At 37.8% G+C, this 24,002-nt stretch carries 26 protein-coding genes; 25 read left to right on the top strand and 1 reads right to left on the bottom strand.

The features are described from left to right. Positions 1 to 106: 106 nt before the first annotated feature. The 12 genes from O3611_RS03025 to O3611_RS02970 all read left to right on the top strand — a co-directional run bounded on the left by O3611_RS03025 (position 107) and on the right by O3611_RS02970 (position 11,114). Complete coding sequence (locus tag O3611_RS03025) at positions 107 to 2,008, top strand: ABC-F family ATP-binding cassette domain-containing protein (protein ID WP_371607786.1); 1,902 nt, start codon at positions 107 to 109, stop codon at positions 2,006 to 2,008. A gap of 1 nt (position 2,009) precedes the next feature. Further along, positions 2,010 to 2,873: an XRE/MutR family transcriptional regulator gene (locus O3611_RS03020; RefSeq protein WP_371607785.1), complete on the top strand. Its 864-nt coding sequence runs from the start codon at positions 2,010 to 2,012 to the stop codon at positions 2,871 to 2,873. A gap of 75 nt (positions 2,874 to 2,948) precedes the next feature. Continuing rightward, a complete protein-coding gene (locus O3611_RS03015; RefSeq protein WP_371607784.1) occupies positions 2,949 to 4,142 on the top strand; it encodes an MFS transporter in 1,194 nt (397 codons plus the stop codon). A 413-nt stretch (positions 4,143 to 4,555) separates the two neighbouring features. Then, the gene (locus O3611_RS03010) at positions 4,556 to 4,942 is read left to right on the top strand and encodes a hypothetical protein (RefSeq protein WP_075231397.1); all 387 of its coding nucleotides are present in this window, start codon (positions 4,556 to 4,558) and stop codon (positions 4,940 to 4,942) included. 13 nt (positions 4,943 to 4,955) lie between these two features. Further along, on the top strand, positions 4,956 to 5,840 hold the full coding sequence (locus O3611_RS03005) for a hypothetical protein (protein ID WP_371607783.1): 885 nt from the start codon (positions 4,956 to 4,958) through the stop codon (positions 5,838 to 5,840). 89 nt (positions 5,841 to 5,929) lie between these two features. Next, positions 5,930 to 6,721, top strand: a complete 792-nt coding sequence (locus tag O3611_RS03000; protein WP_371607782.1) for an alpha/beta hydrolase — start codon at positions 5,930 to 5,932, stop codon at positions 6,719 to 6,721. After that, complete coding sequence (locus O3611_RS02995; protein ID WP_371607781.1) at positions 6,702 to 7,421, top strand: class I SAM-dependent methyltransferase; 720 nt, start codon at positions 6,702 to 6,704, stop codon at positions 7,419 to 7,421. The genes O3611_RS03000 and O3611_RS02995 overlap by 20 nt, the downstream gene beginning before the upstream one ends. Positions 7,422 to 7,698: 277 nt before the next feature. Further along, positions 7,699 to 8,580, top strand: coding sequence for a diacylglycerol kinase family protein (locus O3611_RS02990; RefSeq protein WP_371607780.1), 882 nt, complete (start codon positions 7,699 to 7,701; stop codon positions 8,578 to 8,580). A gap of 45 nt (positions 8,581 to 8,625) precedes the next feature. Beyond that, on the top strand, positions 8,626 to 9,504 hold the full coding sequence (locus tag O3611_RS02985) for a DUF4300 family protein (RefSeq protein WP_371607779.1): 879 nt from the start codon (positions 8,626 to 8,628) through the stop codon (positions 9,502 to 9,504). 84 nt (positions 9,505 to 9,588) lie between these two features. Continuing rightward, complete coding sequence (locus O3611_RS02980; RefSeq protein ID WP_371607778.1) at positions 9,589 to 9,909, top strand: hypothetical protein; 321 nt, start codon at positions 9,589 to 9,591, stop codon at positions 9,907 to 9,909. 38 nt (positions 9,910 to 9,947) lie between these two features. Continuing rightward, on the top strand, positions 9,948 to 10,259 hold the full coding sequence (locus tag O3611_RS02975; RefSeq protein WP_371607777.1) for a hypothetical protein: 312 nt from the start codon (positions 9,948 to 9,950) through the stop codon (positions 10,257 to 10,259). Between the two features lie 48 nt (positions 10,260 to 10,307). Then, on the top strand, positions 10,308 to 11,114 hold the full coding sequence (locus O3611_RS02970; RefSeq protein WP_371607776.1) for a hypothetical protein: 807 nt from the start codon (positions 10,308 to 10,310) through the stop codon (positions 11,112 to 11,114). Positions 11,115 to 11,147: 33 nt separating this feature from the next. On the opposite strand, the gene O3611_RS02965 is transcribed toward O3611_RS02970, so the two are convergent. After that, positions 11,148 to 12,167: a hypothetical protein gene (locus tag O3611_RS02965; protein WP_371607775.1), complete on the bottom strand. Its 1,020-nt coding sequence runs from the start codon at positions 12,165 to 12,167 to the stop codon at positions 11,148 to 11,150. 118 nt (positions 12,168 to 12,285) lie between these two features. Between O3611_RS02965 and O3611_RS02960 the strand changes: the two genes are divergently transcribed. The 13 genes from O3611_RS02960 (at position 12,286) to aguA (ending at position 24,000) form a co-directional block, all read left to right on the top strand. Continuing rightward, the gene (locus O3611_RS02960; RefSeq protein ID WP_371607774.1) at positions 12,286 to 12,792 is read left to right on the top strand and encodes a YfbM family protein; all 507 of its coding nucleotides are present in this window, start codon (positions 12,286 to 12,288) and stop codon (positions 12,790 to 12,792) included. Positions 12,793 to 12,823: 31 nt separating this feature from the next. Next, entirely contained in the window at positions 12,824 to 13,675 is an 852-nt protein-coding gene (locus tag O3611_RS02955; protein ID WP_371607773.1) for a CbrC family protein, read from the top strand. Between the two features lie 18 nt (positions 13,676 to 13,693). Further along, complete coding sequence (locus O3611_RS02950) at positions 13,694 to 14,176, top strand: hypothetical protein (RefSeq protein WP_371607772.1); 483 nt, start codon at positions 13,694 to 13,696, stop codon at positions 14,174 to 14,176. 17 nt (positions 14,177 to 14,193) lie between these two features. Next, positions 14,194 to 14,748 carry a hypothetical protein gene (locus O3611_RS02945; protein WP_371607771.1) on the top strand — a complete coding sequence of 185 codons (555 nt, stop codon included), beginning with the start codon at positions 14,194 to 14,196 and terminating at the stop codon, positions 14,746 to 14,748. Positions 14,749 to 14,758: 10 nt separating this feature from the next. After that, positions 14,759 to 15,256: a hypothetical protein gene (locus O3611_RS02940; protein ID WP_371607770.1), complete on the top strand. Its 498-nt coding sequence runs from the start codon at positions 14,759 to 14,761 to the stop codon at positions 15,254 to 15,256. Between the two features lie 48 nt (positions 15,257 to 15,304). Further along, positions 15,305 to 16,099: a DUF4261 domain-containing protein gene (locus tag O3611_RS02935; RefSeq protein WP_371607769.1), complete on the top strand. Its 795-nt coding sequence runs from the start codon at positions 15,305 to 15,307 to the stop codon at positions 16,097 to 16,099. Positions 16,100 to 16,142: 43 nt separating this feature from the next. Next, positions 16,143 to 16,610, top strand: coding sequence for a hypothetical protein (locus tag O3611_RS02930; RefSeq protein ID WP_371607768.1), 468 nt, complete (start codon positions 16,143 to 16,145; stop codon positions 16,608 to 16,610). Continuing rightward, positions 16,603 to 17,619, top strand: coding sequence for a hypothetical protein (locus O3611_RS02925; protein ID WP_371607767.1), 1,017 nt, complete (start codon positions 16,603 to 16,605; stop codon positions 17,617 to 17,619). Before O3611_RS02930 ends, O3611_RS02925 begins: the two co-directional genes overlap by 8 nt. Positions 17,620 to 18,219: 600 nt before the next feature. Next, positions 18,220 to 19,674, top strand: a complete 1,455-nt coding sequence (locus tag O3611_RS02920) for an aminotransferase class I/II-fold pyridoxal phosphate-dependent enzyme (protein ID WP_371607766.1) — start codon at positions 18,220 to 18,222, stop codon at positions 19,672 to 19,674. Beyond that, complete coding sequence (gene speE / locus O3611_RS02915; protein WP_371607765.1) at positions 19,675 to 20,535, top strand: polyamine aminopropyltransferase; 861 nt, start codon at positions 19,675 to 19,677, stop codon at positions 20,533 to 20,535. It abuts the gene before it with no gap. Beyond that, positions 20,532 to 21,791: a saccharopine dehydrogenase family protein gene (locus O3611_RS02910; RefSeq protein ID WP_248034272.1), complete on the top strand. Its 1,260-nt coding sequence runs from the start codon at positions 20,532 to 20,534 to the stop codon at positions 21,789 to 21,791. Before speE ends, O3611_RS02910 begins: the two co-directional genes overlap by 4 nt. Further along, positions 21,791 to 22,918 carry a carboxynorspermidine decarboxylase gene (gene nspC, locus O3611_RS02905; protein ID WP_371607764.1) on the top strand — a complete coding sequence of 376 codons (1,128 nt, stop codon included), beginning with the start codon at positions 21,791 to 21,793 and terminating at the stop codon, positions 22,916 to 22,918. The genes O3611_RS02910 and nspC overlap by 1 nt, the downstream gene beginning before the upstream one ends. Continuing rightward, complete coding sequence (gene aguA, locus O3611_RS02900) at positions 22,915 to 24,000, top strand: agmatine deiminase (protein WP_371607763.1); 1,086 nt, start codon at positions 22,915 to 22,917, stop codon at positions 23,998 to 24,000. The genes nspC and aguA overlap by 4 nt, the downstream gene beginning before the upstream one ends. Positions 24,001 to 24,002: the final 2 nt, after the last annotated feature.

Below are 24,002 nucleotides of genomic sequence, written 5' to 3'. Positions count from 1 at the left end.
GATTTGAAGTTTTAGTAAAACGTTAGCATAAGTTTCTGAAAAAGTTATGAAATATACCTAAACCACAAGTCTTGAACGGCTTACAGAAACATGCTATACTAACTGTATGATTATTTTACAAGCTAATAAAATTGAACGATCTTTTGCAGGAGAGGTTCTTTTTGATAATATAAACCTACAAGTAGATGAAAGAGACCGCATTGCCCTCGTTGGAAAAAATGGTGCTGGAAAATCTACTTTGCTCAAGATATTGGTTGGAGAAGAGGAGCCAACCACTGGTGAAATCAATAAGAAAAAAGATATTTCCCTCTCTTATCTAGCACAGGATAGTCGCTTTGAGTCTGAAAATACTATTTACGATGAAATGCTACATGTATTTGATGACTTGCGTCGTACTGAAAGACAACTTCGACAGATGGAGTTAGAGATGGGAGAAAAGACTGGTGCAGAACTAGATAAACTCATGTCTGATTATGATCGCCTATCAGAGAATTTCCGTCAGGCTGGAGGCTTTACCTATGAAGCTGATATCCGTGCTATCTTAAATGGTTTTAAGTTTGACGAGTCCATGTGGCAGATGCGAATCGCTGAGCTTTCTGGTGGGCAAAATACCCGTTTAGCCCTTGCCAAAATGCTCCTTGAAAAGCCTAGTCTCTTGGTCTTGGATGAGCCGACTAACCACTTAGATATTGAAACGATAGCCTGGTTAGAAAACTATCTAGTTAATTATAGCGGTGCTTTAATTATCGTCAGCCACGACCGTTATTTCCTCGATAAGGTTGCAACCATTACTTTGGACTTAACTAAGCATTCTCTAGATAGATATGTGGGAAATTACTCTTCTTTTGTTGAGCAAAAAGAACAAAAATTAGCAACTGAAGCTAAAAACTACGAAAAGCAACAGAAGGAAATTGCTGCCTTAGAAGACTTTGTTAACAGAAATCTTGTCCGAGCATCGACAACCAAACGAGCTCAATCTCGACGAAAACAACTGGAGAAGATGGAGCGCTTAGATAAACCCGAAGCTGGTAAAAAATCAGCTAATATGACCTTCCATTCTGATAGAGTATCTGGTAATGTTGTTTTGACAGTTGAAAATGCTGCCATTGGCTATGATGGTGAAATCTTATCAGCACCCATCAACCTTGATCTTCGTAAGATGAACGCTATTGCCATTGTTGGTCCAAATGGCATTGGTAAGTCAACCTTTATTAAGTCTATTGTGGACCAGATTCCCTTTATCAAGGGTGAAAAGCGCTTTGGTGCTAATGTTGAGGTTGGTTACTATGACCAGACTCAGAGCAAACTGACACCGAGCAATACGGTCTTAGACGAACTCTGGAATGATTTTAAATTGACGCCAGAAGTTGAAATCCGTAATCGACTTGGTGCCTTCCTTTTCTCAGGTGATGATGTTAAGAAATCAGTTGGAATGCTCTCAGGTGGTGAGCGAGCTCGTTTGCTTCTGGCTAAACTCTCCATGGAAAACAACAACTTCTTGATCCTCGATGAGCCGACAAACCACTTAGATATCGATAGCAAGGAAGTTCTGGAAAATGCCTTGATTGACTTTGATGGAACTCTTCTATTTGTCAGCCATGACCGTTACTTTATTAATCGTGTAGCCACTCATGTTCTAGAATTATCTGAAAATGGCTCAACTCTTTATCTAGGTGATTATGACTATTATGTTGATAAAAAAGCAGAGCTAGCAGCTAGTCAAGCAGAAGAAGCTTCAGCTTATAGCCAAGAAAAAGAGGCTTCTCCAGTTAATGACTACCAAGCGCAAAAAGAGAATCAAAAAGAACTTCGTAAGTTAATGAGACAAATTGAAAGTCTTGAGACAGAAATCGAAGAGCTGGAAACTCAAGCCCAAGCAATCTCTGACCAAATGCATACCACCAATGATGCAGATGAACTCATGCAATTACAAGCAGAACTGGATAAAATTAGCCATCGTCAGGAAGAAGCTATGTTGGAGTGGGAAGAATTGTCGGAGCAGGTGTAAGATGGAAAATCTTGGAAAAGTCTTTCGTGAATTTCGAATCAGTAAAAATTACTCTCTAAAAGAAGCTGCAGGAGAGGCCTGTTCGACCTCCCAATTATCCCGATTTGAATTGGGGGAGTCGGATCTGGCTGCATCTCGTTTCTTTGAAATATTAGATAATATTCACGTGACGATTGAGAATTTTATGGATAAGACTCGAAATTTTCAACATCATGAGCATGTCGGCTTGATGGCTCAGATTATTCCGCTTTACTACTCAAATGATATTGCAGGTTTTCAAAAGCTTCAAGAAGAACAACTTGAAAAAGCTAAGAGTTCAACAAATCCCCTCTATTTTGAGCTGAACTGGATTTTGTTACAAGGTCTGATTTGTCAAAGAGATACTAGCTTCACTATGAAGCAAGCTGATCTAGATAAGGTGGCAGATTATCTTTTCCAAACTGATGAATGGACCATGTATGAGTTGATTCTGTTTGGCAATCTCTACAGCTTTTATGATGTGGACTATGTTGCTCGCCTTGGTAGAGAAGTGATGGAGAGGGAAGATTTCTATAAAGAAATTGGTCGCCATCGAAAACTGGTCTTGATTTTAGCTCTTAACTGTTACCAGCATTGTTTAGAACATCTTGCTTTTGAAAATGCCAGCTACTTTGAAGCTTATATAGAGAAGATCATAGGTAAGAGCATCAAACTCTATGAGCGTAATGTTTTCCACTTTCTTAAGGGATTTGCTCTTTATCAGAAGGGGCAAAAAGAAGAAGGTTGTAAACAAATGCAGGAAGCAATGCATATTTTTGACCTACTAGAGCTTCCGGAGCAAGTAGCTTACTATCAGGAACATTACGATAAATTTGTAAAAAATTAATTTCCCAAATAAGGGAAAAATGAGAAACTCCTTCAAGTTTTGATACAATAGTTTCAAAATTTGAGAGGAGTTTTTATGAATCGATATGCAATACAGTTGATTAGTCGTGGAGCTATTAACAAACTAGGAAATATGCTCTATGATTATGGAAATAGTGTTTGGTTGGCATCAATGGGAACGATTGGGCAAACCGTTCTAGGGATTTATCAGATCTCTGAACTCGTTACATCCATACTAGTTAATCCCTTTGGAGGCGTGATTTCAGACCGTTTTTCCCGTCGCAAGATTTTGATGACAACAGACTTGGTTTGTGGGATTCTCTGTCTAGTTATTTCTTTTATAAGAAATGATAGCTTGATGATTGGCGCTTTGATTTTTGCTAATATTGTTCAGGCAGTTGCCTTTGCATTTTCTCGCACTGCCAATAAAGCTATCATAACGGAAGTTGTAGCAAAGGACGAGATAGTGACCTATAACTCTCGCTTGGAGTTAGTTTTACAGGTTGTAGGAGTCAGTTCTCCGGTGCTTTCTTTCCTTGTTTTACAATTTGCAAGTCTCCATCTGACGCTCTTATTAGATGCACTGACTTTTTTCATTGCTTTTGCTCTAGTTGCTTTACTTCCAAAAGAAGAACCAAAGGTTCAAGAGCAGAAACATTTTACTGGGAAAGATATTTTTGCGGATATCAAAGATGGTTTGCACTATATCTGGCATCAAAAAGAAATTTTCTTTCTCTTGTTAGTGGCTTCCAGTGTGAATTTCTTTTTTGCAGCTTTTGAGTTTTTGCTCCCTTTTTCAAATAAACTTTATGGTGTAGAAGGAGCCTATGCAACTATCTTAACCATGGGTGCAATTGGCTCAATCATCGGAGCATTGATTGCAAATAAATTTAAATCCAGTATGAATACACTTTTGTTCTTATTGATCCTCACAGGAGTGGGAGTTTTCATGATGGGCTTGCCACTGCCAAATTTTCTAACTTTTTCAGGAAACCTTGTTTGTGAACTATTTATGACGATTTTTAATATTCACTTCTTTACGCAGGTACAGACCAAGGTTGACGGAGACTATCTGGGGAGGGTATTGAGTACCATTTTTACACTGGCAATTCTCTTTATGCCGATTGCAAAAGGTGTGATGACATTTTTACCAAGTGTGCACTTAGCTTCCTTTTTGATTATCGGACTTGGAGTTATTTTACTTTCGTTGGTATCGATAGTCTATATTCAAAGACAGAAGAAGGATTCGGATGAGCAAAATCAAAATTGAAGATAAAATTAAGTAAATCTGCCCATTATAAAACGTATCGTATCAACTCTCTTTTGAAATCTTGATATTATACGTTTTTTTAATTTTAAAGACTTTTTAACTATTTTCTACGATTTGTTAAATTTATCAAGGTTAAAAAAATGCTACAAGACAGTAGCCATCCTGAAGTTTCTATCTTATTTTTAATACTAATTGAGTTATAAAAGGGCATGTTCAAATAACACCTCATCTGTATACAATAAAATGGACTAGGTAATCATTTTAGGGAATTGACCGATTACAATAGTATAGATCCGTGAATGCCATCTGCTTCAGTCTTTTTTCTGTTAATGTAGTATAATAAAGGGTGTAGGGATTCTATTTTTTAAAAGGATTTTTCTAAGAACGAAACTCCAATTAGAAAGAGGAGAAGTATGAAGCAATCACTTGAATTTTTAAGAGAAAGAATCACCGATAAGATGCCCTTAGAGGATATGGTAGCTATCTTTGAAGACTTGTGTCGTGAGCCTATTGATGATGAGATGATTTTGTTTGAAACAGGGACATTTACAAGTATATCTGATAAACCATTGTTTCAACTATCATTAGTAAGGCAAGCTCCAAATGAAGATGAAGAGTTTTATCAAGTTCACCTTGATATTTTCTATGAAGCAAGTCAAGACAATCAAATCTTTAGTGAATCAACCTGGGATGAAGATTTAGAGGAAAATATTTTTGACTACATTAGAAATTCAGAAGTATTTGCCTATGCTAAAGAGCAGGAATACCTAGCAGTCAAAATGTATCTTGAAGAAACTTAAGAAGGTGAGTTAAATGTTTGATTTTTTTAGAAAGAAAAAAGCTAAGGTCCTTTCTATGAATTTCCACGGAAATTCTATCGATGTTCTAGAAACAAGCTTGCATTTCCCTTTATCATTAAAGGATATAGAAACTGTTTTTGGAAAACCTGACCGATTTTTCAAAAAAGAAGGGCAGTTTATCAAATATATTTATGATGAACTTGGTTTCGTATTTGTGCATTCCTTTGAAATTAAACAACACTTAAAGAGTTGTGAGGTCTATATTGATGAGGAGCATTTAATTACTTCGCTTTATTTATATTTTGGAGAGAAGGTCAAACCCATGTGGGACGAGGAAGAATTACCTCTCAATCCTTGCAAGACCCTGATAACTTGTAATGGAATTCCAGAGACCATTACAGATACACTATCAATTTCCTACTTCCCAGAGGTCAAACATGAACGGGAAAGCTACAAGTTAAAAGAAACTGACGAAGAACTGCTACACTTTGACAATATAAATTTTAAACTAACTATTATCCAAGTTTTGATGTACGATTTACGAGTACTGAAACCCTACTTTGACATCTATGATTTTGCGGATGAATTTAGTGAACTGGAAATCGATACAGAAAGTATGGAGATTATTCAGCCAGCACTTGATTATATGATAAATCTTCCGATACCCAAAAAATATGCCGAACAAGTCCAAGAAATCTATATGGATGGCGGAAATGAAATTTATCTGAATTTGATTCCTCAGTGGGATGGAGAAGATGATGGTTTCGATCTAAATGAAGTTAGTCTTAAAGAACTGCAACAGTTTCCAAATCTGAAGCAAGCGACTATCATAAGCAGTAATTTTGAACATGTCAAAGAAACGTTCGACATGCAAGGGGTTCAAGTGAAGGTATTATAATTGTTGCATTTATCTGAATAAATCATAAATGGATGGTATAAGTTCTTTAAGGATAAGGGCTAAAAAGGAAAGAAATCTGGTGATAGATAATGAACATTCTTGATCTTAATTCTAATCAGAAAGAGACGATATTGTTAATCCACCCTATGTTATCTTCTGCTAAAGGGATGAAGTCCCTCATTGCAGATCAGATGGGGCAAGAGTTTAGATATATTATTCCGGCTTTGTCCGCGCATGGGCAATTAGCTTCGGATACTTACGAGTCAGCTCTTAAGGAAAGCCAGATGATTTATGATTATCTAAAGGCTCATCATATAAAAGACTTGTGTTTAGCCTTTGGCGCATCCTTGGGTGGTGTTGTATTACTGCAATTATTGAATTATAAGGATATCAGGTTTGGGAAACTTGTTTTTGAAGGGGTTAGTTTATGGACAAATGCGCCCTTGCTTGATGTCTTTACTAGGTATTTATTATTAATAAAGCATAGAAAAGCTCTGAGAAATAGAGATCTTGCTGTTCGTAAGATGGTTGCACTTTATGGAGAAAAAGGAGAGATGATGGTGGATTCTTTCATTGCTATGGGTGAAGAAAGCATCAAACATATTTCCCATGATTGTGCATTTGTGGCTTTGCCTAACCTCACGCCAGAGGAACAAAAAAATTGTGTTTTCTTTTATGGTTCAAAAGAATTCGACTTGATAGCTGCTAAAAAAGTTATCCCCAAAAAGTATCCTCATGCCACATTTCACATTTGGCAAGGATATGATCACTGTTGCAAAATCACTGAAAATTCGGCAGTTTACTGTAAATTATTAAAAGAAATGATTGTAAAGAAAAATACCAGTTTTAATGAGGTAACACATGACAAGCAAAAGATCTGATCTTGAACATTATAGAAATATGTTAAAACAACCTTGGGGAAAGATACAATATGAAATAACCTTTGCCCAACTTGCTCATCTGGAAGGTAAGAAAATTCTTGATTTTGGATCTGGATTTGGCTTGGTCAGTGAATTTCTTTCTTGCAAGAATCAAGTTATTTCTGTTGAACCTAATGAGGAAATGCTCTATGCCAACTCTTCCACATCCTATGAAAAATTGTGGGGAAGTATTGACCAACTCGCTCGTTTTACGGATAAATCCTTTGATCTTGTCCTTTGCCATAATGTTTTAGAATATATAGATCCTAATTACCGAAAAGACTATCTTCTGGAGTTCAAAAGAATTTTAAAAGATGATGGCTTGATTTCAATTATCAAGCATAATCAAGTTGGAAAAGTTCTACAAAGTGTTGTTTTTGCTAATGATATCAATCAAGCATTTAGCTTACTCAATGGTGAAAATTTTGAGAGCCTATCTTTTGCAAGTGGTTCTACTTATACAATTGAGGAAATATTAGCTTTGTCTGGTCTTAAATTAGAAAACTATTTGGGGATTCGAACATTTTACAGTCTACAACCAAATGAATTTAAGAGCAAAGAAAACTGGTTAGAAGAAATGACAAAGATTGAACTTGCAGTATGTGATTTAAAACCCTATAAAGATATTAGTTTTTTACAACATTTGTGGCTAAAAAAATAATAGAAGCATAGTTTTTGTTTTAAAGTAAAATAAAAACAGTCGTATATGAAGAAAGAGTGAATGAGATGATTTCTTCAGTTTGTAACTTGATAAAATTTTTTCCACAAATCTATTTTTCTAATTTTGAAAGAATAATTCTTAGACAGTTCAGGATTGTATTTATTTTAGTTCAGTACTTTCAATTTTTGTTTTTAGAAATTTCATTATATAATAGAGTGTATCAAAAAAAGATATATTAACAACCTAAGGATGTAAATAGATATTGAGGAGAAAATGAATGCAGAAAATAATGTTGATTATCAATCCAACCTCTGGTGGAGAAAAGGCTTTATATTATAAGGAAAAGTTAGAAAATAAGGCTAAAAAATACTTCGAGCAAGTCGATACCAGAATTACACAAAAAGCGCAAGATGCAACACATTTTGCTCAAGAAGCCTCAAAAGAAAAATATGAGGCAGTTCTCGTATTCGGTGGAGATGGGACAGTCAATGAAGTGATCTCAGGTATCGCTGAAAGAGACTATATTCCTAAACTAGCGATTATTCCAGGAGGAACTGGAAATCTTATTACAAAGTTATTAGAAATCAATCAAGATATAGATGGTGCTATTGACGAGCTTGATTTTAATTCTACAAATAAGATTGATATCGGAAAATCCAATGGCCACTATTTCGGCTACATTTTTAGTATTGGTTCACTACCAGAAGCCATTCATAACGTTGGAATTGAAGATAAAACAAAGTTTGGTATGCTAGCCTATGCGCTTAATACTGTAAAGTCTGTCGTGACAGATCAAACATTTAACATTCAAGTTGAAACAGAAAATGGAAACTATATTGGAGAAGCAAGTCACGTTTTAGTTCTCCTCACCAATTATTTCGCTGACAAAAAAATCTTTGATGAGGACAAGGATGGTTATGCCAATATTTTGATTTTAAAAGATGCCTCAATCCTTACTAAATTGTCAGTTATCCCTGATTTATTAAAAGGTGATGTTGTAGAAAATGATCACATCGAGTACATAAAAGCTCGTCATATAAAAATTTCTTCTGATTCTGAATTAGAAACGGATGTTGATGGTGACAAATCTGATGACCTACCAGTAGAAATTAAGGTGCTAGGTCAGCATATTCAAGTCTATTCTCAACCGAAAGCATAATCTTATTTACCTTTAACAACAATTTTTTTAAACAAAGGAAAGCCTATGAAATTTAAAAGATTAGCGACTATTGGTCTTTGCTCAACACTTCTTTTGACCTTAGTAGCTTGTAGTCAAACTCAAAAGACATCTGATAGTACTGCTGAAACTTCAGTGACTCAATCACAGTCGAATCAGGTTTCCTGGAAAGCAACTTATAGCAATTTGAACAATCAACCGAGTGCAGAAGAAGTTCGGAAAGCCTTGGCCGCACATTTGGATAAAGACAGTGTGGATGCATTTTTCAACCTTGTAAATGATTATAACGCGACTGTTGGTTCAGTAGGCTTAACTGGAGATTTTTCTACATTTACCAAAACAGACTATGACGTAGAAAAGATTAGCAATCTTTGGACTCCTCAAAAAGGTGATTTTATCGGGACTAACTGTCGTATTAACAGTTATTGTTTATTGAAAAATTCTATCGAAATCCCTAAGTTAGAGAAAGATGATTCTCTCTTGTTTGTCGATAACGATGCCATTGATAAGGGCAAAATCTTTGGTACGGAAGACAAGGATGCTTTTGATATCTTATTTTCAAGAGTCAAGACCGAAGCAACGACAGATGTTAAGGTGCATGCTGCTAAGATGGAACAGTTCCTTTCTCAATTCAAGTTTAATGAAAATGCAAGAATGCTCTCCGTAGTAGTCCATGATGACTTGGATGGTCAATCCCTCTTTATCGGTCATGTCGGCATACTTGTGCCAAGCGAGGACGGTTATCTCTTTGTCGAAAAGTTAACCTTTGAGGAGCCTTATCAAGCTATCAAATTTGCAACCAAGGAAGATTGCTACAAATATCTAGATACAAAATACGAAAACTATACAGGTGAAGGTCTAGCGAAGCCCTTTATTATGGACAATGATAAATGGGTTCAACTCTAAAAATAGGATGATTTGCCTAAAGAGTGGGATAAGAAGTTACCAACCGAATGATAGTTAAATTGATATGATTAGAGGACAGCAAGCATGGATGAATATACATTAAGAGTTGTAAAAATTGATAAAGAAGCTATTTTTGAGTTGATCTACGAGACTTTTATAGCGCAAGAGCAAGAACTGTTGGACCTGTCTCCAGTAGATCTTATCAATGATTGTGCTATGGATTGGGAAAAGGGAGAGTTTATCTTTGCAGCACATCTTCAGGAAAATAGTCTGGGAGAATTTAATTCTCTTCCCAAAGATATTGATATCCAAGAATTGCTGAAAAAACTACCTGTTACAACAGATTCCGTTCTTGGTAAAGAAGTGATTTATAGAGATTTTTCATTCGACCAATTAAAAAAATAGTATAATAGAAGTAAATAAAATAGTCATAAGGAGACATAATGGATATTAAAGATTTTACAGAAAAAGAACAAGATATGATTAAAAAGGGACTAACTTTCTCTAAGCTGAACGATAAGGAAACTGCCGATAAGATTATCGCCTTAATTCCTCAAGATATGATTAAACGGATTCCATTTTTTGTTAGAAAACATGCCATTACTCGTACTGTTAAGAGAATCTCGCTCGAGTATCCAGAGTTGTATGCTGTAGCTGAACAAGAAGGCCAACTTCCTGAAAAGGAAGCTCAAGAATTACGACAAATTCTTACAGATATTTTCCAAGAGAAAATGAACAAACATAAGATTAAATAAGTTTTGAGAGTTATCGATAAGATGTCGATTGAGCATTAGGAGTTGAGAATGGCTATTGATGGCGTTAAAATCATTGACAGTGATCAAGGCTATGACATTTATAATGAGGTAGTTGGTCGCTATAGAGACGGTGATCATGTGTCCAATATTATCAAGGATATCCTCGATGCGGAGAATGATTACTGTCAAGCAGACTTTTTTACAGAAATTTATTGGACAGCTCTTGCCTACTCACTGTGGAAGATTGGTCATCTGACAGACGACATCAGAGATAAAACCTTAGAGCTTATCAAAAAAGGTCCCGATCCATTTTGGTTTGAAATAGATTCAAAGGCTTTGAAGCAAAGGCAAAAGGTCTTGGATAAACTTGCTATCCAGTTGCAAACTGAAAATCCTAGACCTCTAAAGGTTCCTAAAGCAAAAGCTAAACGCAAACCTTACTTTGAAGAAGGAGATATCCTTGCTGTAAAGTTCCAAGATGCGTATGGTCTTGTCTTTGTATCTATGGTTGATCAGAGTCCTAGAAAGATTGAGTACCATCTGGCTTGCACGCGCTTCTTACAAACAAAAAAGCCCACAATCGATGATTTTTTGACCAGTCAAATTTCCTGTAAGATGGACAATACAAAGTTTGCTCTGGTTACAGATTGCTGGTTCAATCACAAAGATTTAGGGCAATTATTAGGAAATATTGAAAAAATTGGACAGGTGAAGCTTAGACCTTTCAGTCTTTGGATGCTGGCACCTGCCCAAAATTTAGAAGATATTTATGAAGAAATCACTAGAGATAAAGGCTCTTCTGGCCTTCGATTCATCGAAAGCTACAAACTTGTAGATGATATTTTTTCAGTCTAATGTCTATCTGATAAGAGGAAAATAAGGGGTGAATCATTCCCAAATACTATGTTGGGCTCTGACACCATAGCTATCTAGGGAACCATCTCTATTAAACTTGGCTTCAATCCTGTATCTTTTCCAGAGGTCGTAATCTGCTGTTTGAATGGTTAGGATAAAGTTGTTATCTTTATCAGAGACATTATAATCAGCAGGATTGACTTCAAAGATATTGATTAATTTTCGTGTTTGAAAATCTTGGAGCTTGAGATTTGCTAGCTTGACATGATTGATGGAAATTTCTTCTAGCTGATTGTTATCCTTAGGTGTTCTGTAATAGGTGATGACGCAGTTTTTGAGCTGATCAGTATCTTTACCTGTGGGAGTAAGGCTCATAAAACCGTAGGACTGATTATCCCGCTTGACTTCGAGAAGCTGACCGTAGTAGAAGTGGTCGTTTTTGGGATTGGTGATGGAGCTCTCTGGACTCTTATCTTCGAATTTAAAGCCTTGGTCTAAAAGCTCGGAAGCCTTGGTCTCCCCGATAATTACAGTAGTATCTTGAATGGTGACTGGAACAGGTTGAGCCGGAAGACCACTCATCATCATGCAAAACATAAAAACATAACTCGTTAAAAAAGCTGTCCCGATAAAAGCGTTGGTTGATGCATAGACATGACTGTTTTGAAAGCTTTTTCTTATAGCCAGTACAACAAATTTGCCAATACTTTTTAAAACCATACTAACAATTACGATAAAAAATTGTTTTTTCAAACATTCATAAATGGCTTGAGGAAAGCTATTACCATGATAGTAGAAGACAGACAATACGAGTAGATTTACGATTAAATAGATTAGCAAGAACCAATGAATCTCTTTAAGGGTATTAGCATCAGTGATTTCTTCATAGTCAACGTGAATTCTTCCTTGAACAGCATGGCCAAGTTTATAAATCCATTTTGGGACATCTTTCCCTTGTCTAACAGCAACTACAAGTCTGATATAGAGATAGATAGTAAAGGACAAGGATAGAAAGAAAAGAGCATAAAAACCCAAAACAATACTAGTGAACATGACTGTTCCCCCTATTTAACATTCAATTAAACAATTTCTTAGCTCCATTATAGCATTTTCTATAGAAAAAGAGCTAGAAACATCAGTATTATCCTACAAGATTCAAAGGAGAAAAATCATGGGAATGATTGCCAATTATCAATATTTACCAGACAATGAATTAGAACAAATAAAAGGTCTTTCTAAGCAAGAAGATGACTTGTTAGATTTTGCTGAGGACTCCGCTGATAGTCATGATATCTTACTAGATATTGACAAAATGTGGGATGCTCTTCTCTTTTTCATGACAGGATTTAGTAGTTCAGAATTTTTGGATGACAATCCCTTGAGAGAAGCAGTTTTAGGAGTGACTCCTTTAGAAGAAGTGTCTGAGTACATAGCCTATACTGAAAAAAACAAGATAGTCGAGATCGTAGAAGCTCTAGAAAGTTTTGACATGGACAGGGCTATGGCTAACTTTAGTATGGAAGCATGCAAGAAAGCTGACTTGTATCCTGATATTTGGGATTATCTTGAGGAAGAGGAAGAAATCAAGGATGATATTCGAATCAGTTTTGTAAATATGAAAGAGTTTTACAAAAAGATTCTGGAGCTCAATGGAAATGTCCTGGTTACTATTTGTTAAGGTTTTTATATTCCATTAGAAAGGTAGTCCCATGAATCCATTTCTAGAAAAGTATATTACTTTAAAAAAGCAATACCTGGAACAAGATGGAAATTCTTCCAGTGTTGTAGCTCTTTATGATTTGGCTGATGAATTAGCTAAGTCTGAGGATTTAGAAGCTAAAAAAGTCTTAGTTGACCTCTATGAACAATTGGGTCTCTACACTAGTGCCTATAGCTTATTGACCGAAATCTTAGACAAACCTGATCGAAAACAGATAAAGAAACTGAGCCGTTTACAAGAAATGAGTCAGAGTCATGGCGATCGTTTTGCCCTTCCTCGTCCTCTAAGAAAAGAAGAGAAGAAGCAAAGACAGAAGCTATTACAGTCTTTGCCACATTTTCTCTATCATCCAGATCCCTTAGCTACAGGTTCATTTGTTGAAGGAGAAGCCAAGGTTTGTCCATCTTGTGGGAAAGAAAGCAATGTTTATTATGCCTTGATACCTTATAGTATAGAGGATATAGAATACCTTTGCCCAATGTGCATTGCAAATGGTCAAGCAGCTAAAAAATTCGATGCAGAATTTATCCAAGATGCCGAGTGGCAGGGTGAATTGGATCCAGAAAAGAATCAGCTGCTTTTTTGTCAGACCCCAGGCTACTCTAGTTGGCAGGGAGAATATTGGCTTTCTTGTTGCCAAGATTATTGTGCTTACTTGGGTACAGTTGGAACTCGAGAATTGAAGGATATGGGAATCGCTGAGCAAGTCTTGGCAGACTATGAAGCGCGTGTAGAATATCAAGAGGTAGAAGACTACTTGGTCAAAGACGGGCCTATCTGTGGTTATTTGTTTAGATGCCTCCATTGTCAAAAATACCAGATCTGGGTTGATGCAGATTAAATCGAAATGTGAATAGCTATGAAAAATAAAGAGAAGACTATGGAAGAACTAGAATTATTCGAAGCCGCCTCCAAAGATTTATTTGATACTATGCAGGGATTTAAAGACAATCTATCTGTTCAATTTCCCCTATTAGATAGTGATAACTGGCAGTATGATAAGGGATCGATAAAAGTTTGTAAGGCTGATGAGTCAGGATTCAAAAAAAGATGTAGGGTCGGAATCAGCTACAACTTGAAAGTCTCCCTATTAAACGAAGATGCCGAGCAAATCTGGTTACTGTTTAAAGACTGGTTCAATACTAGCAGATTGGGTCAAGTTGAAAGAAATCCTAATAATGAGGATTTGGGAAGATATGTCTTCTCAGCAAGTTCCCCTCTAGGTGATCAGGTAGATTGTTCGATTTATTTGGCTAATGAGTGGAATATCCCTCAGATTAGCTTTTCAGGCTATCTAACAGCTCGTTATAGGGCTTGTGATCTTGATAAATTGCAAGAATAAGATGGAGGTTTTTAGAGATGAGAAAGATTGATTGGGGCAAGATAAAGACTCGCTTAGATGCCTTTCTGGTCATTGATGAGTATCTAACAGATCCGAGTGAGGATTGGCTTAGACTCGTGATTAAGACTGAGGAAGACTATGGACTCCGCTATCTTATTGACAATGGCTCTGGTGATTCTTTAGATGTGATTTTGACTGATAAAATGATCCTCATAAAAGGTTTTGATCATGAAAGTAGTTTAAGCCAGTTTGCTGCTGACGAGTGGAATCAAGATATCATCGATAGTTTTTATAAAGGACTGGATGAAAAGTATCTCTCACTTTATTCAGAAGACCAAAAAGATGAAACAACCTTCTTTATCTGGTATGATGGTCATGCGCATCAACAGACTTACCAAGATCAGGATGGCGGAGAATGGTTGCTCTCTTACCTTTTTGATAGCTTTGAGAGATTTCATGAGTTTGTGACTGACTATTATGAAATTACCGTAGATAAAGATTTACTTAGGAAACTCTACATGGAAGGCTTTCTTTCAGACCTAGAATTAAAGCAATTAATCCAAGATGATTAAGAGGCTTATTATGAGAGTGAACTATAAAAATACCCCTGAAAAATATCAAACTCTGGCAGAAAGAATCATCCCACCCTTGCTTGATTTACTCAAAAGTTTAACCTTGTTAGAAGAGGAAATTTTTGAGCGTAACAGGGCACTGGATAAGAAAAAAGAAGCCCTTGGCATCCCAGCAAATCAAGTTCATCCCAAGTGGAATGAACTTATGGATGACTATTTTCAGAGGCAAATGCAACTTCTAACTGGACGAGTGACTCAAAAATACTTGGAAGGAGGAGTTCGAAATTCTTATGGCTCCCCAAGTGAGTATAACTATGTTAAAAAGAATGATTTTTCTGTAGATTTTATCATGACAAAAGCTGAAGAAGCAAGAATTATCACCCATTATCAAGAAGCCTTAGAAATGAAGCATCAGTTTGTACTTAGTTTGGTAGATGGAAATTGGCTACTTGATGAGAAATTTTACGGTTTTGAGGATGAGGAAACTTGGTATCTCGACTCACTTTGACCAAGATAGCTTTGCTTCCCAACTAATATGAAAAAAAGGAGAAGTCCTATGAATTTTTTAAAAAATCTATTTACTAGTAAGAAAGAAAAGTCAGAGAAGAAAAAACAACTGATCTTGTCCATGACCCTCTTCAAAGGCAAGCAGGCCTATTCTTTAGATCAGGTCGTTCAGGAATTGAAAACTCACTGGGGGCTTGAAATTTCTGAAGTTTCTGGGGATGATTCTAGTGCAACCTTTGTGATTGATGGTGCTCTCGTTGCGCTGGCTTTAATGGATCTTCCTATCCCAAGTCAAGAATTTGAAGAATTGTATGCCTATTCTTACCTCTGGCAGGATGTTGAGAAGGAAACACAGGAGCACACACAACACGCCATTGTTTCTATTTTGTCTGACAATCTTTCGCCAGTAGAAACTTATTCCTTATTAACTAAAGTCAATGCCTCTATCCTAAAAACTAGTCAATCAGCTATTGGTATTTATCAGGGTTCTACCACCTTGCTCTTACCCAAAGATCTTTATCTAGACCTGGCTGACCTTTTGAAAGAAGAAATGCTTCCCCTTCAACTCTGGATTTATATGGGAATTATCAACCAGGGAGATAAAACTAGTATTTACACTTATGGTTTGAAAGAGTTTGGAAAAATTGAGATTGAGATTATCGAGTCTCCTATGAATAGCGATGACTTATATTATTTCCTCTTGTCCATTCTTCAGTATGTTTTAGGCAGTGATGTCACCTTAAAGGACGGTGAAACCATTGGATTTTCAGAAGAGCAAAAAATCAAAATCACTGAGTCAAAAGCCGTCTATTTGGAAGGAAATTCCTTGAAATTAGATGTTTAAACCATGATTTATAATTGAGTGCCCTTCCTAGATTGGAGGTTTTATGAAGCGTGATATAAAAAAGTATTATCTCTACCGATTTCTGGCCTATAGATTTGAAAAACTCTCTTGTAAGAATCCAAGTCTCAAGGAAATAAAACCAGAGAAGAGAGATAGAATCGTTCTAGAGGCTACTCGAACTAGTCAAAAGATTATTCTAGTCCTTGGAATTCTTTATGTTTTGCTTAATACTGCTATGTTCATTTACCTAAGGCTCAATGATTTTCAAAATCCCTTATTGGCTTGGTTTACTGATTACGTCGACTATTTGGGGGTACTGATAAACGGAGAATGGGGCGGTAGTTTGCGTCAAAAGAAAGCTAGTTTTTTGATGATTGCTCTACTGGCTTTGCCCATTGTGGTCATAGAAGGTGGCCCCTTCTTCTTGCTGGTTTTATTGATTGGGAATTGGGTACTAAAGAGAAAGATAAGATTTGTGAGAGAACATAAAGGAGTAAAGAGCCATGGGTAGGACGGCGATAATAGGTACTTTAATAGTTTTTGCAATCTTTAATCTGCTACTCGGTCTGGGCTTTTATCTCTTTCTAAAAAAGAGGAGAGAGAATGGGCAGTCATTGTACGAAACCCCTGTAAATCAACAAACTCGAACAGAAAAACTGGGTCTAGGCGAGATTTTGGTCTACCTGTCCCTGATTGCAATCGCGGGGATGTTTGCTTTTCAGACCTTAAATAGAGGTGGTGTTGGGAATTCTATTTTAGCCAAAATGATCCTCCTACCAGCTCTAATGGCCCTTTTTAATGCTCGAAAACGAACAGGGAAGTCTATGCTCGCCCTCCTTATAACCTTTATGGTTTTTCTAGTAGGAGTCATGTTTAATCTCACGATTGGACTCCCGCCTCAAGCACCGATTTTGCAAATTAATGAAAGTAAAATCACGTTAGCAGAAACAAAAGCAAGTGATCTGATGGAAGCTGGATTTGATATCTATGTAAGACAAGGTGATGGTGGTAGCGACTCCGAAGACCTCCTGACAGAAGGCAATTTCCAAAAGTATTCAGGAGATAAGTCAGTCACTATCGAAAAAGGCTTCAGACTTGATAGCAATGCTGTTCCCTACGCTCCCTATCTCTTTGCAAAAGATGGCATAGTTCTTGGGAGTATTTCCTTTTACGGGGCAGAAGATAAGGACGTGGTTCTAGAAGATTCTAAGGTTATTCAGGTTCGATTTAACAAGGATAGCATTGAAGCAGCTAAAGAACATTCTATAATTTTGAAATTGGATGAACTCGACTTGACTAGTCGACTGGATGTTCCACTTGTTCAAGAAACTTTTAAAAAGCATCTATGGTCAATCCCCCCATCACATACAAGTGATGTCACTCAATTGTGGTATGGATTACAGTGGTCAAGTAACAGTGACTCTCTATTTTGGAATGAATATTATAGTCTTATCCGACTAGATGAAAATTATTTGATGACTGATTTTGAGCTAGCTATTCAAGTAGCACGAGATGAGTAGATAGGATTTTGAATAGTTGATAATGCTTATGATTCATTAAAGAAACTAATCTATTTAGTTTCTTTTTTTGTTTTTTGATTTAAATTTAAAACGATTTCCATTTTTAAGTTAAAGCAATTTCACGAACGAAAAAAATGAATTTATTTAAAAAAGTTTCTAAAAATACTTTACAAGAATACGAAAACATGATATAGTAATGAAGCTTAGAAAATGAGATGATGTTTTCTAGCAAATATAAACCCGAGTAAAAAATGCCTACGGACAGGCAGGGTTGAATGCCGAAGCGTGGTTGAAAAGCCACATTATTGATAGGGTTAAAAGCCTACTTTTATAAGTTGATGTTAGGACACTTGTCCTAATTCGTATAGATTTGTTAGTGTGGTGAAAGCACACGTCATCTTGTGAAACGATCAATAAAGTACGTAATATTTGCTACTAGAGAGTTAGGAAACATCAGGAACAGACATACTCAAAAGAAACAAACATAAACACGTCAGTAGATTGTAGAGCAGGTGCCAACCTGCTCTTTTTTCATAAGTATCCTTTAGAGCCTTACATGGTTAAGGTGTAAAAAATATGATAAAGGAGTATGTCTTTATAATGTTAAATCAAAACCAAGCTCCCATCTATGAGGGGTTGGTCAAATTACGAAAGAAAAGAATTGTACCGTTTGACGTACCTGGTCACAAGCGTGGCCGTGGTAACCCAGAGTTGGTTGAACTTTTAGGGGAAAAATGTGTAGGGATTGATGTCAATTCTATGAAGCCCTTGGATAATCTGGGGCATCCCATTTCGATTATCAGAGAAGCAGAGGAACTAGCGGCTGAGTCTTTTGGTGCTGCTCATGCCTTTTTAATGATTGGCGGTACAACCTCATCTGTTCAAACCATGATTCTCTCCACTTGTAAAGCTGGAGATAAGATCATCCTTCCTCGAAATGTCCATAAATCAGCCATCAATGCTCTCGTTTTATGTGGCGCTATTCCCATCTATATCGAAATGAGTGTGGATCCAAAAATCGGTATTGCTTTGGGGCTTGAAAATGAGCGTGTAGCACAAGCTATTCAGGAACATCCAGATGCCAAGGCTATCCTAATCAACAATCCTACCTACTATGGGATTTGTTCAGATCTTAAGGGGCTAACAGAGATGGCGCACGGTGCTGGAATGAAAGTCTTAGTAGATGAGGCGCACGGTGCCCATCTGCATTTTACAGATAAACTTCCTCTATCTGCTATGGATGCAGGAGCAGATATGTCAGCTGTATCCATGCATAAGTCTGGTGGTAGCTTGACACAAAGTTCACTTCTTTTAGTTGGGGATCAGATGAATCCTGAGTACGTGCGTCAAATCATTAACCTGACCCAATCAACATCAGCATCTTACTTACTAATGTCTAGTTTGGATATTTCACGCCGCAATCTGGCCCTTCGTGGTAAAGAGTCATTTGAGAAGGTCATTGAGCTATCTGAGTACGCTCGTCGTGAAATCAATGCCATCGGTGGCTACTATGCCTACTCAAAAGAGTTAGTAGATAGCGTGACCGTTTGTGATTTTGACGTGACCAAGCTGTCAGTCTACACTCAGGGAATTGGTTTAACAGGTATTGAAGTTTATGACCTCTTACGTGATGAATATGACATTCAGATTGAGTTTGGTGATATCGGGAATATCTTGGCCTACATTTCGATTGGTGACCGTATCCAAGATATTGAGCGCTTGGTTGGTGCTTTGGCTGATATCAAGAGACTCTACTCACGAGATGGAAAGGACTTGATAGCTGGAGAATATATTCAGCCCGAGTTAGTGCTGTCTCCACAAGAAGCCTTCTATTCAGAGAGAAGAAGTTTGACCTTAGACGAGTCTGTTGGACAAGTCTGCGGAGAATTTGTCATGTGTTACCCTCCAGGTATTCCAATCCTAGCGCCCGGTGAACGCATTACACAAGGTCTTGTCGATTATATTCAATTTGCCAAAGAACGTGGTTGTTCCCTCCAAGGAACGGAAGATCCAGAGGTCAACCACATTAATGTCATTGAGAGAAAGGAGAACTAAATGGATTTATGGTTTTCTGAAGTTCATACTCCAGATGTGAAATTATCCCTGAGAACAGCCAAGCAACTCTATGCTGGTAAAAGTGAATGGCAGGATATCGAAGTCTTGGATACGCCAGCTTTTGGGAAAATACTGATTTTAAATGGGCATGTCTTGTTCTCAGATGCAGATGATTTTGTTTACAATGAAATGACCGTACACGTTCCCATGGCTGTCCACCCAAATCCCAAGAAAGTCTTGGTTATTGGGGGTGGTGACGGTGGTGTTGCCCAAGTATTAACTCTCTATCCAGAATTGGAACAAATTGATATTGTAGAACCAGATGAGATGCTGGTTGAGGTTTGTCGAGAATACTTCCCAGAATTTGCTGCTGGTCTAGATGATCCTCGTGTTACCATCTACTACCAAAATGGACTAAGATTTTTGAGAAACTGTGAAAATGATTACGACATTATCATTAACGATGCGACTGATCCCTTTGGTCATACGGAAGGGCTCTTTACCAAGGAATTTTACGGCAATAGTTATAGGGCTCTTAAAGAGGACGGAATCATGATCTATCAGCATGGTAGTCCCTTCTTTGACGAAGATGAGTCAGCTTGTCGAAGCATGCACCGCAAGGTTAATCAAGCCTTTCCAATCAGTCGAGTTTATCAGGCACATATCCCTACCAGTCCTGCAGGCTATTGGTTATTTGGGTTTGCATCGAAAAAATACCACCCTGTCAAAGATTTTGACAAGGAAGGTTGGAAAAAACGCCAGCTTTTCACAGAATACTACACTGCAAACTTACATGTAGGAGCCTTTATGCTGCCCAAGTATGTAGAAGACATTTTAGAAGAAGAGGAAGGAAGAAAATGAGTCGTTTATTAGTTATCGGATGTGGGGGCGTTGCCCAGGTTGCTATTTCAAAGATTTGTCAAGACAGCGAAACTTTTAAAGAGATTATGATTGCAAGCCGTACCAAGTCAAAATGTGATGACTTGAAGGCTAAATTAGAAGGTAAAACAAATACTAAGATTGAGACAGCTGCTCTTGATGCTGACAAGGTAGAAGAAGTGATTGCCTTGATTGAAAGCTACAAACCAGAAGCTGTTTTGAACGTAGCTCTACCATACCAAGATTTGACTATTATGGATGCTTGTTTGGCAACAGGTGTGCACTATATTGACACAGCTAACTACGAGGCAGAGGATACAGAAGATCCTGAGTGGCGTGCCATCTATGAGAAACGTTGTAAGGAACTTGGTTTTACTGCCTACTTTGACTACTCATGGCAGTGGGCTTACCAAGAAAAATTCAAGGAAGCTGGATTAACCGCTCTGCTTGGATCTGGTTTCGACCCAGGTGTGACCAGCGTCTTTTCAGCATATGCACTCAAACATTATTTTGATGAAATCCATTATATCGACATTTTGGACTGTAATGGTGGTGACCATGGTTATCCATTTGCGACAAACTTTAACCCAGAAATCAATCTACGTGAGGTTTCTGCACCGGGTTCTTACTGGGAAGATGGAAAATGGGTAGAAGTCGAAGCTATGTCTATCAAACGTGAGTATGATTTCCCTCAAGTTGGGCAAAAAGACATGTATCTCCTTCACCATGAAGAAATTGAATCATTAGCAAAGAATATTCCAGGAGTTAAACGCATTCGCTTCTTTATGACCTTTGGTCAATCTTACTTGACGCACATGAAATGTCTTGAAAATGTTGGACTCCTCCGTACAGATACTATTAACTTCAATGGACAAGAAATCGTTCCAATTCAATTCTTGAAAGCCTTGCTTCCAGATCCTGCAAGCCTTGGCCCACGCACTGTTGGTAAAACCAATATCGGCTGTATCTTTACAGGTGTCAAAGATGGCGTTGAGAAGACTATCTACATCTACAATGTTTGCGACCACCAGGAATGCTACGCAGAAGTTGGTTCACAGGCAATTTCTTACACAACAGGTGTTCCTGCCATGATTGGAACAAAATTAGTGATGGATGGTACTTGGAAACAACCAGGAGTTCATAACCTTGAAGAGTTGGATCCAGATCCATTCATGGAAGCCTTGAATAAATACGGTTTGCCATGGGTTGTGGTTGAAAATCCACAAATGGTGGACTAATGAAGTTAGAACAAGTACCAACACCTTCTTATATCATTGACTTAGGAAAATTAGAGGAGAATTGCCGCATTCTACAAGAGGTTCAAGAAAAGGCAGGCTGTAAGGTGTTGCTAGCTCAAAAGGCCTATTCCCTCTATAAAACCTATCCTTTGATTAGTCAGTATCTGTCTGGTACGACAGCTAGTGGTCTCTATGAAGCTAAGCTAGCTAGAGAAGAGTTCCCGGGAGAAGTCCATGTCTTTGCGCCTGCTTTCAAGGAAGCTGACATGGAAGAGTTGCTTCAAATATCTGATCATATTGTTTTTAACTCTGAGAGACAATTACGAAAATATGGTCAACCTTGTCGTGAAGCTGGTATTAGTGTAGGTCTACGCATCAATCCTCAATGTTCAACACAAGGAGATCACGCGCTCTATGACCCTTGTGCTCCTGGATCCCGTTTTGGAGTGACATCAGACAAGATACCGAGTGATTTGCTGGACTTGGTGGACGGCCTTCATTTTCATACTCTTTGTGAGCAAGGGGCAGATGATTTACAAACGACTTTGAAAGCAGTAGAAGAGCAGTTTGGAGCCTATTTGCATGAGGTCAAATGGCTCAATATGGGAGGCGGACACCACATTACGAGAGCCGACTATGATGTGGACTTGCTGATTTCTGAGATTAAACGTATTCGTGAAACCTATAACCTTGACGTCTATATCGAACCAGGAGAAGCGATTGCACTCAATGCTGGTTATTTAGCTACTGAAGTCTTAGACATCGTTGAAAATGGGATTGAGACTTTAGTCTTAGATGCTTCAGCAAGTTGTCATATGCCAGATGTCCTTGAGATGCCCTATCGTCCCCCATTGAGAGATGGCTTTGAAGCGAAAGAAAAAGCCTATACTTATAGATTATCTTCCAATACCTGCCTAACAGGTGATATTATTGGCGACTATAGTTTTGAAAATCCAGTTGAGATTGGAGATAGATTGTACTTCGAGGATATGGCAATCTACTCCTTTGTCAAAAATAATACCTTTAACGGGATTGGACTTCCAAGTTTGTATGTGATGGATAAAGAGGGTGAATGCAGTTTAGTCAAGGCATTTGGTTACCAAGACTTTAAGGAGAGATTATCATGATGGACAGTCCAAAAAAATTAGGCTATCGTATGCCAGCAGAATATGAACCCCACCATGGGACTCTTATGATATGGCCTACTCGACCAGGGTCTTGGCCATTTCAAGGTAAGGCTGCAAAAACAGCTTTTAGCCAAATCATCAAAAACATTGCCCAAGGGGAAACAGTCTATCTTTTGGTGGAGCAGGACTATCTATCTGAAGCGCAATCCTATCTTGGAGACCAGGTCGTCTATCTAGATATCCCAACAAATGATGCCTGGGCTCGTGATACAGGTCCGACCATTCTCCTTAATAATAAAAGGGAAAAATTAGCGGTAGATTGGTCTTTCAATGCTTGGGGAGGTTCTGTGGATGGACTCTATCAAGACTATGAAGCAGATGACCAAGTGGCCAGTCGTTTTGCAGAAGTCTTAGAGGTACCTGTTTACGATGCAAAACCTTTTGTACTAGAAGGTGGAGCTATTCACAGTGACGGTCAAGGAACGATACTTGTGACTGAAAGTTGCCTTCTCAGTCCGGGTCGCAATCCTCATATGACTAAAGAAGAGATTGAAAAGACCTTACTAGAGAGTCTTGGTGCTAAAAAAGTCATTTGGCTTCCTTATGGTATTTATCAAGACGAGACAAATGAACACGTCGACAATGTAGCAGCCTTTGTTGGTCCTGCAGAGCTTGTTTTAGCTTGGACGGACGACGAAAATGATCCCCAGTATGCCATGTCTGCAGCAGATCTAGCTCTTTTAGAGAAGGAAACCGATGCAAAAGGCCGTCCCTTCACTATTCATAAACTCCCGATTCCAACTATTCATCAAGTAGTTACAGAGGAGGATTTGCCGGGATATACTTATGAAGAAGGTGAAGAGGAGCGTTATGCAGGTGAAAGACTAGCAGCTTCCTATGTGAACTTCTATATTGCCAATAAGACTGTCTTGGTGCCACAATTTCAGGACGAAAACGACCAAGTGGCCTTAGATATTCTCAGTCAGTGTTTCCCAGACCGTGAAGTCGTAGGAATCCCTGCAAGAGATATTCTTTTAGGGGGTGGGAATATCCACTGTATTACCCAACAAATTCCAGAATAGGA

Source organism: Streptococcus sp. 27098_8_91 (assembly GCF_041432385.1).
In the GTDB taxonomy this organism is placed as follows: domain Bacteria; phylum Bacillota; class Bacilli; order Lactobacillales; family Streptococcaceae; genus Streptococcus.
The sequence above is the reverse complement of the archived record's forward strand: the minus strand, read 5'-3'. Positions and strand labels throughout refer to the sequence as shown.

What these genes read in the sequence shown, in the direction of transcription:
- speE (WP_371607765.1), top strand. Translation starts at nt 19,675, where the DNA reads ATGGATTTATGGTTTTCTGAAGTTCATACTCCAGATGTGAAATTATCC.
- aguA (WP_371607763.1), top strand. Translation starts at nt 22,915, where the DNA reads ATGATGGACAGTCCAAAAAAATTAGGCTATCGTATGCCAGCAGAATAT.
- O3611_RS02945 (WP_371607771.1), top strand. Translation starts at nt 14,194, where the DNA reads ATGAGAAAGATTGATTGGGGCAAGATAAAGACTCGCTTAGATGCCTTT.
- O3611_RS02910 (WP_248034272.1), top strand. Translation starts at nt 20,532, where the DNA reads ATGAGTCGTTTATTAGTTATCGGATGTGGGGGCGTTGCCCAGGTTGCT.
- O3611_RS02980 (WP_371607778.1), top strand. Translation starts at nt 9,589, where the DNA reads ATGGATGAATATACATTAAGAGTTGTAAAAATTGATAAAGAAGCTATT.
- O3611_RS03010 (WP_075231397.1), top strand. Translation starts at nt 4,556, where the DNA reads ATGAAGCAATCACTTGAATTTTTAAGAGAAAGAATCACCGATAAGATG.
- O3611_RS03000 (WP_371607782.1), top strand. Translation starts at nt 5,930, where the DNA reads ATGAACATTCTTGATCTTAATTCTAATCAGAAAGAGACGATATTGTTA.
- O3611_RS02935 (WP_371607769.1), top strand. Translation starts at nt 15,305, where the DNA reads ATGAATTTTTTAAAAAATCTATTTACTAGTAAGAAAGAAAAGTCAGAG.
- O3611_RS02975 (WP_371607777.1), top strand. Translation starts at nt 9,948, where the DNA reads ATGGATATTAAAGATTTTACAGAAAAAGAACAAGATATGATTAAAAAG.
- O3611_RS02995 (WP_371607781.1), top strand. Translation starts at nt 6,702, where the DNA reads ATGACAAGCAAAAGATCTGATCTTGAACATTATAGAAATATGTTAAAA.
- O3611_RS02970 (WP_371607776.1), top strand. Translation starts at nt 10,308, where the DNA reads ATGGCTATTGATGGCGTTAAAATCATTGACAGTGATCAAGGCTATGAC.
- O3611_RS02990 (WP_371607780.1), top strand. Translation starts at nt 7,699, where the DNA reads ATGCAGAAAATAATGTTGATTATCAATCCAACCTCTGGTGGAGAAAAG.
- O3611_RS03005 (WP_371607783.1), top strand. Translation starts at nt 4,956, where the DNA reads ATGTTTGATTTTTTTAGAAAGAAAAAAGCTAAGGTCCTTTCTATGAAT.
- O3611_RS02985 (WP_371607779.1), top strand. Translation starts at nt 8,626, where the DNA reads ATGAAATTTAAAAGATTAGCGACTATTGGTCTTTGCTCAACACTTCTT.
- O3611_RS03020 (WP_371607785.1), top strand. Translation starts at nt 2,010, where the DNA reads ATGGAAAATCTTGGAAAAGTCTTTCGTGAATTTCGAATCAGTAAAAAT.
- O3611_RS02955 (WP_371607773.1), top strand. Translation starts at nt 12,824, where the DNA reads ATGAATCCATTTCTAGAAAAGTATATTACTTTAAAAAAGCAATACCTG.
- O3611_RS02965 (WP_371607775.1), bottom strand. Translation starts at nt 12,167, where the DNA reads ATGTTCACTAGTATTGTTTTGGGTTTTTATGCTCTTTTCTTTCTATCC.
- O3611_RS03025 (WP_371607786.1), top strand. Translation starts at nt 107, where the DNA reads ATGATTATTTTACAAGCTAATAAAATTGAACGATCTTTTGCAGGAGAG.
- O3611_RS02925 (WP_371607767.1), top strand. Translation starts at nt 16,603, where the DNA reads ATGGGTAGGACGGCGATAATAGGTACTTTAATAGTTTTTGCAATCTTT.
- O3611_RS02920 (WP_371607766.1), top strand. Translation starts at nt 18,220, where the DNA reads ATGTTAAATCAAAACCAAGCTCCCATCTATGAGGGGTTGGTCAAATTA.
- nspC (WP_371607764.1), top strand. Translation starts at nt 21,791, where the DNA reads ATGAAGTTAGAACAAGTACCAACACCTTCTTATATCATTGACTTAGGA.
- O3611_RS02940 (WP_371607770.1), top strand. Translation starts at nt 14,759, where the DNA reads ATGAGAGTGAACTATAAAAATACCCCTGAAAAATATCAAACTCTGGCA.
- O3611_RS02950 (WP_371607772.1), top strand. Translation starts at nt 13,694, where the DNA reads ATGAAAAATAAAGAGAAGACTATGGAAGAACTAGAATTATTCGAAGCC.
- O3611_RS02960 (WP_371607774.1), top strand. Translation starts at nt 12,286, where the DNA reads ATGGGAATGATTGCCAATTATCAATATTTACCAGACAATGAATTAGAA.
- O3611_RS02930 (WP_371607768.1), top strand. Translation starts at nt 16,143, where the DNA reads ATGAAGCGTGATATAAAAAAGTATTATCTCTACCGATTTCTGGCCTAT.
- O3611_RS03015 (WP_371607784.1), top strand. Translation starts at nt 2,949, where the DNA reads ATGAATCGATATGCAATACAGTTGATTAGTCGTGGAGCTATTAACAAA.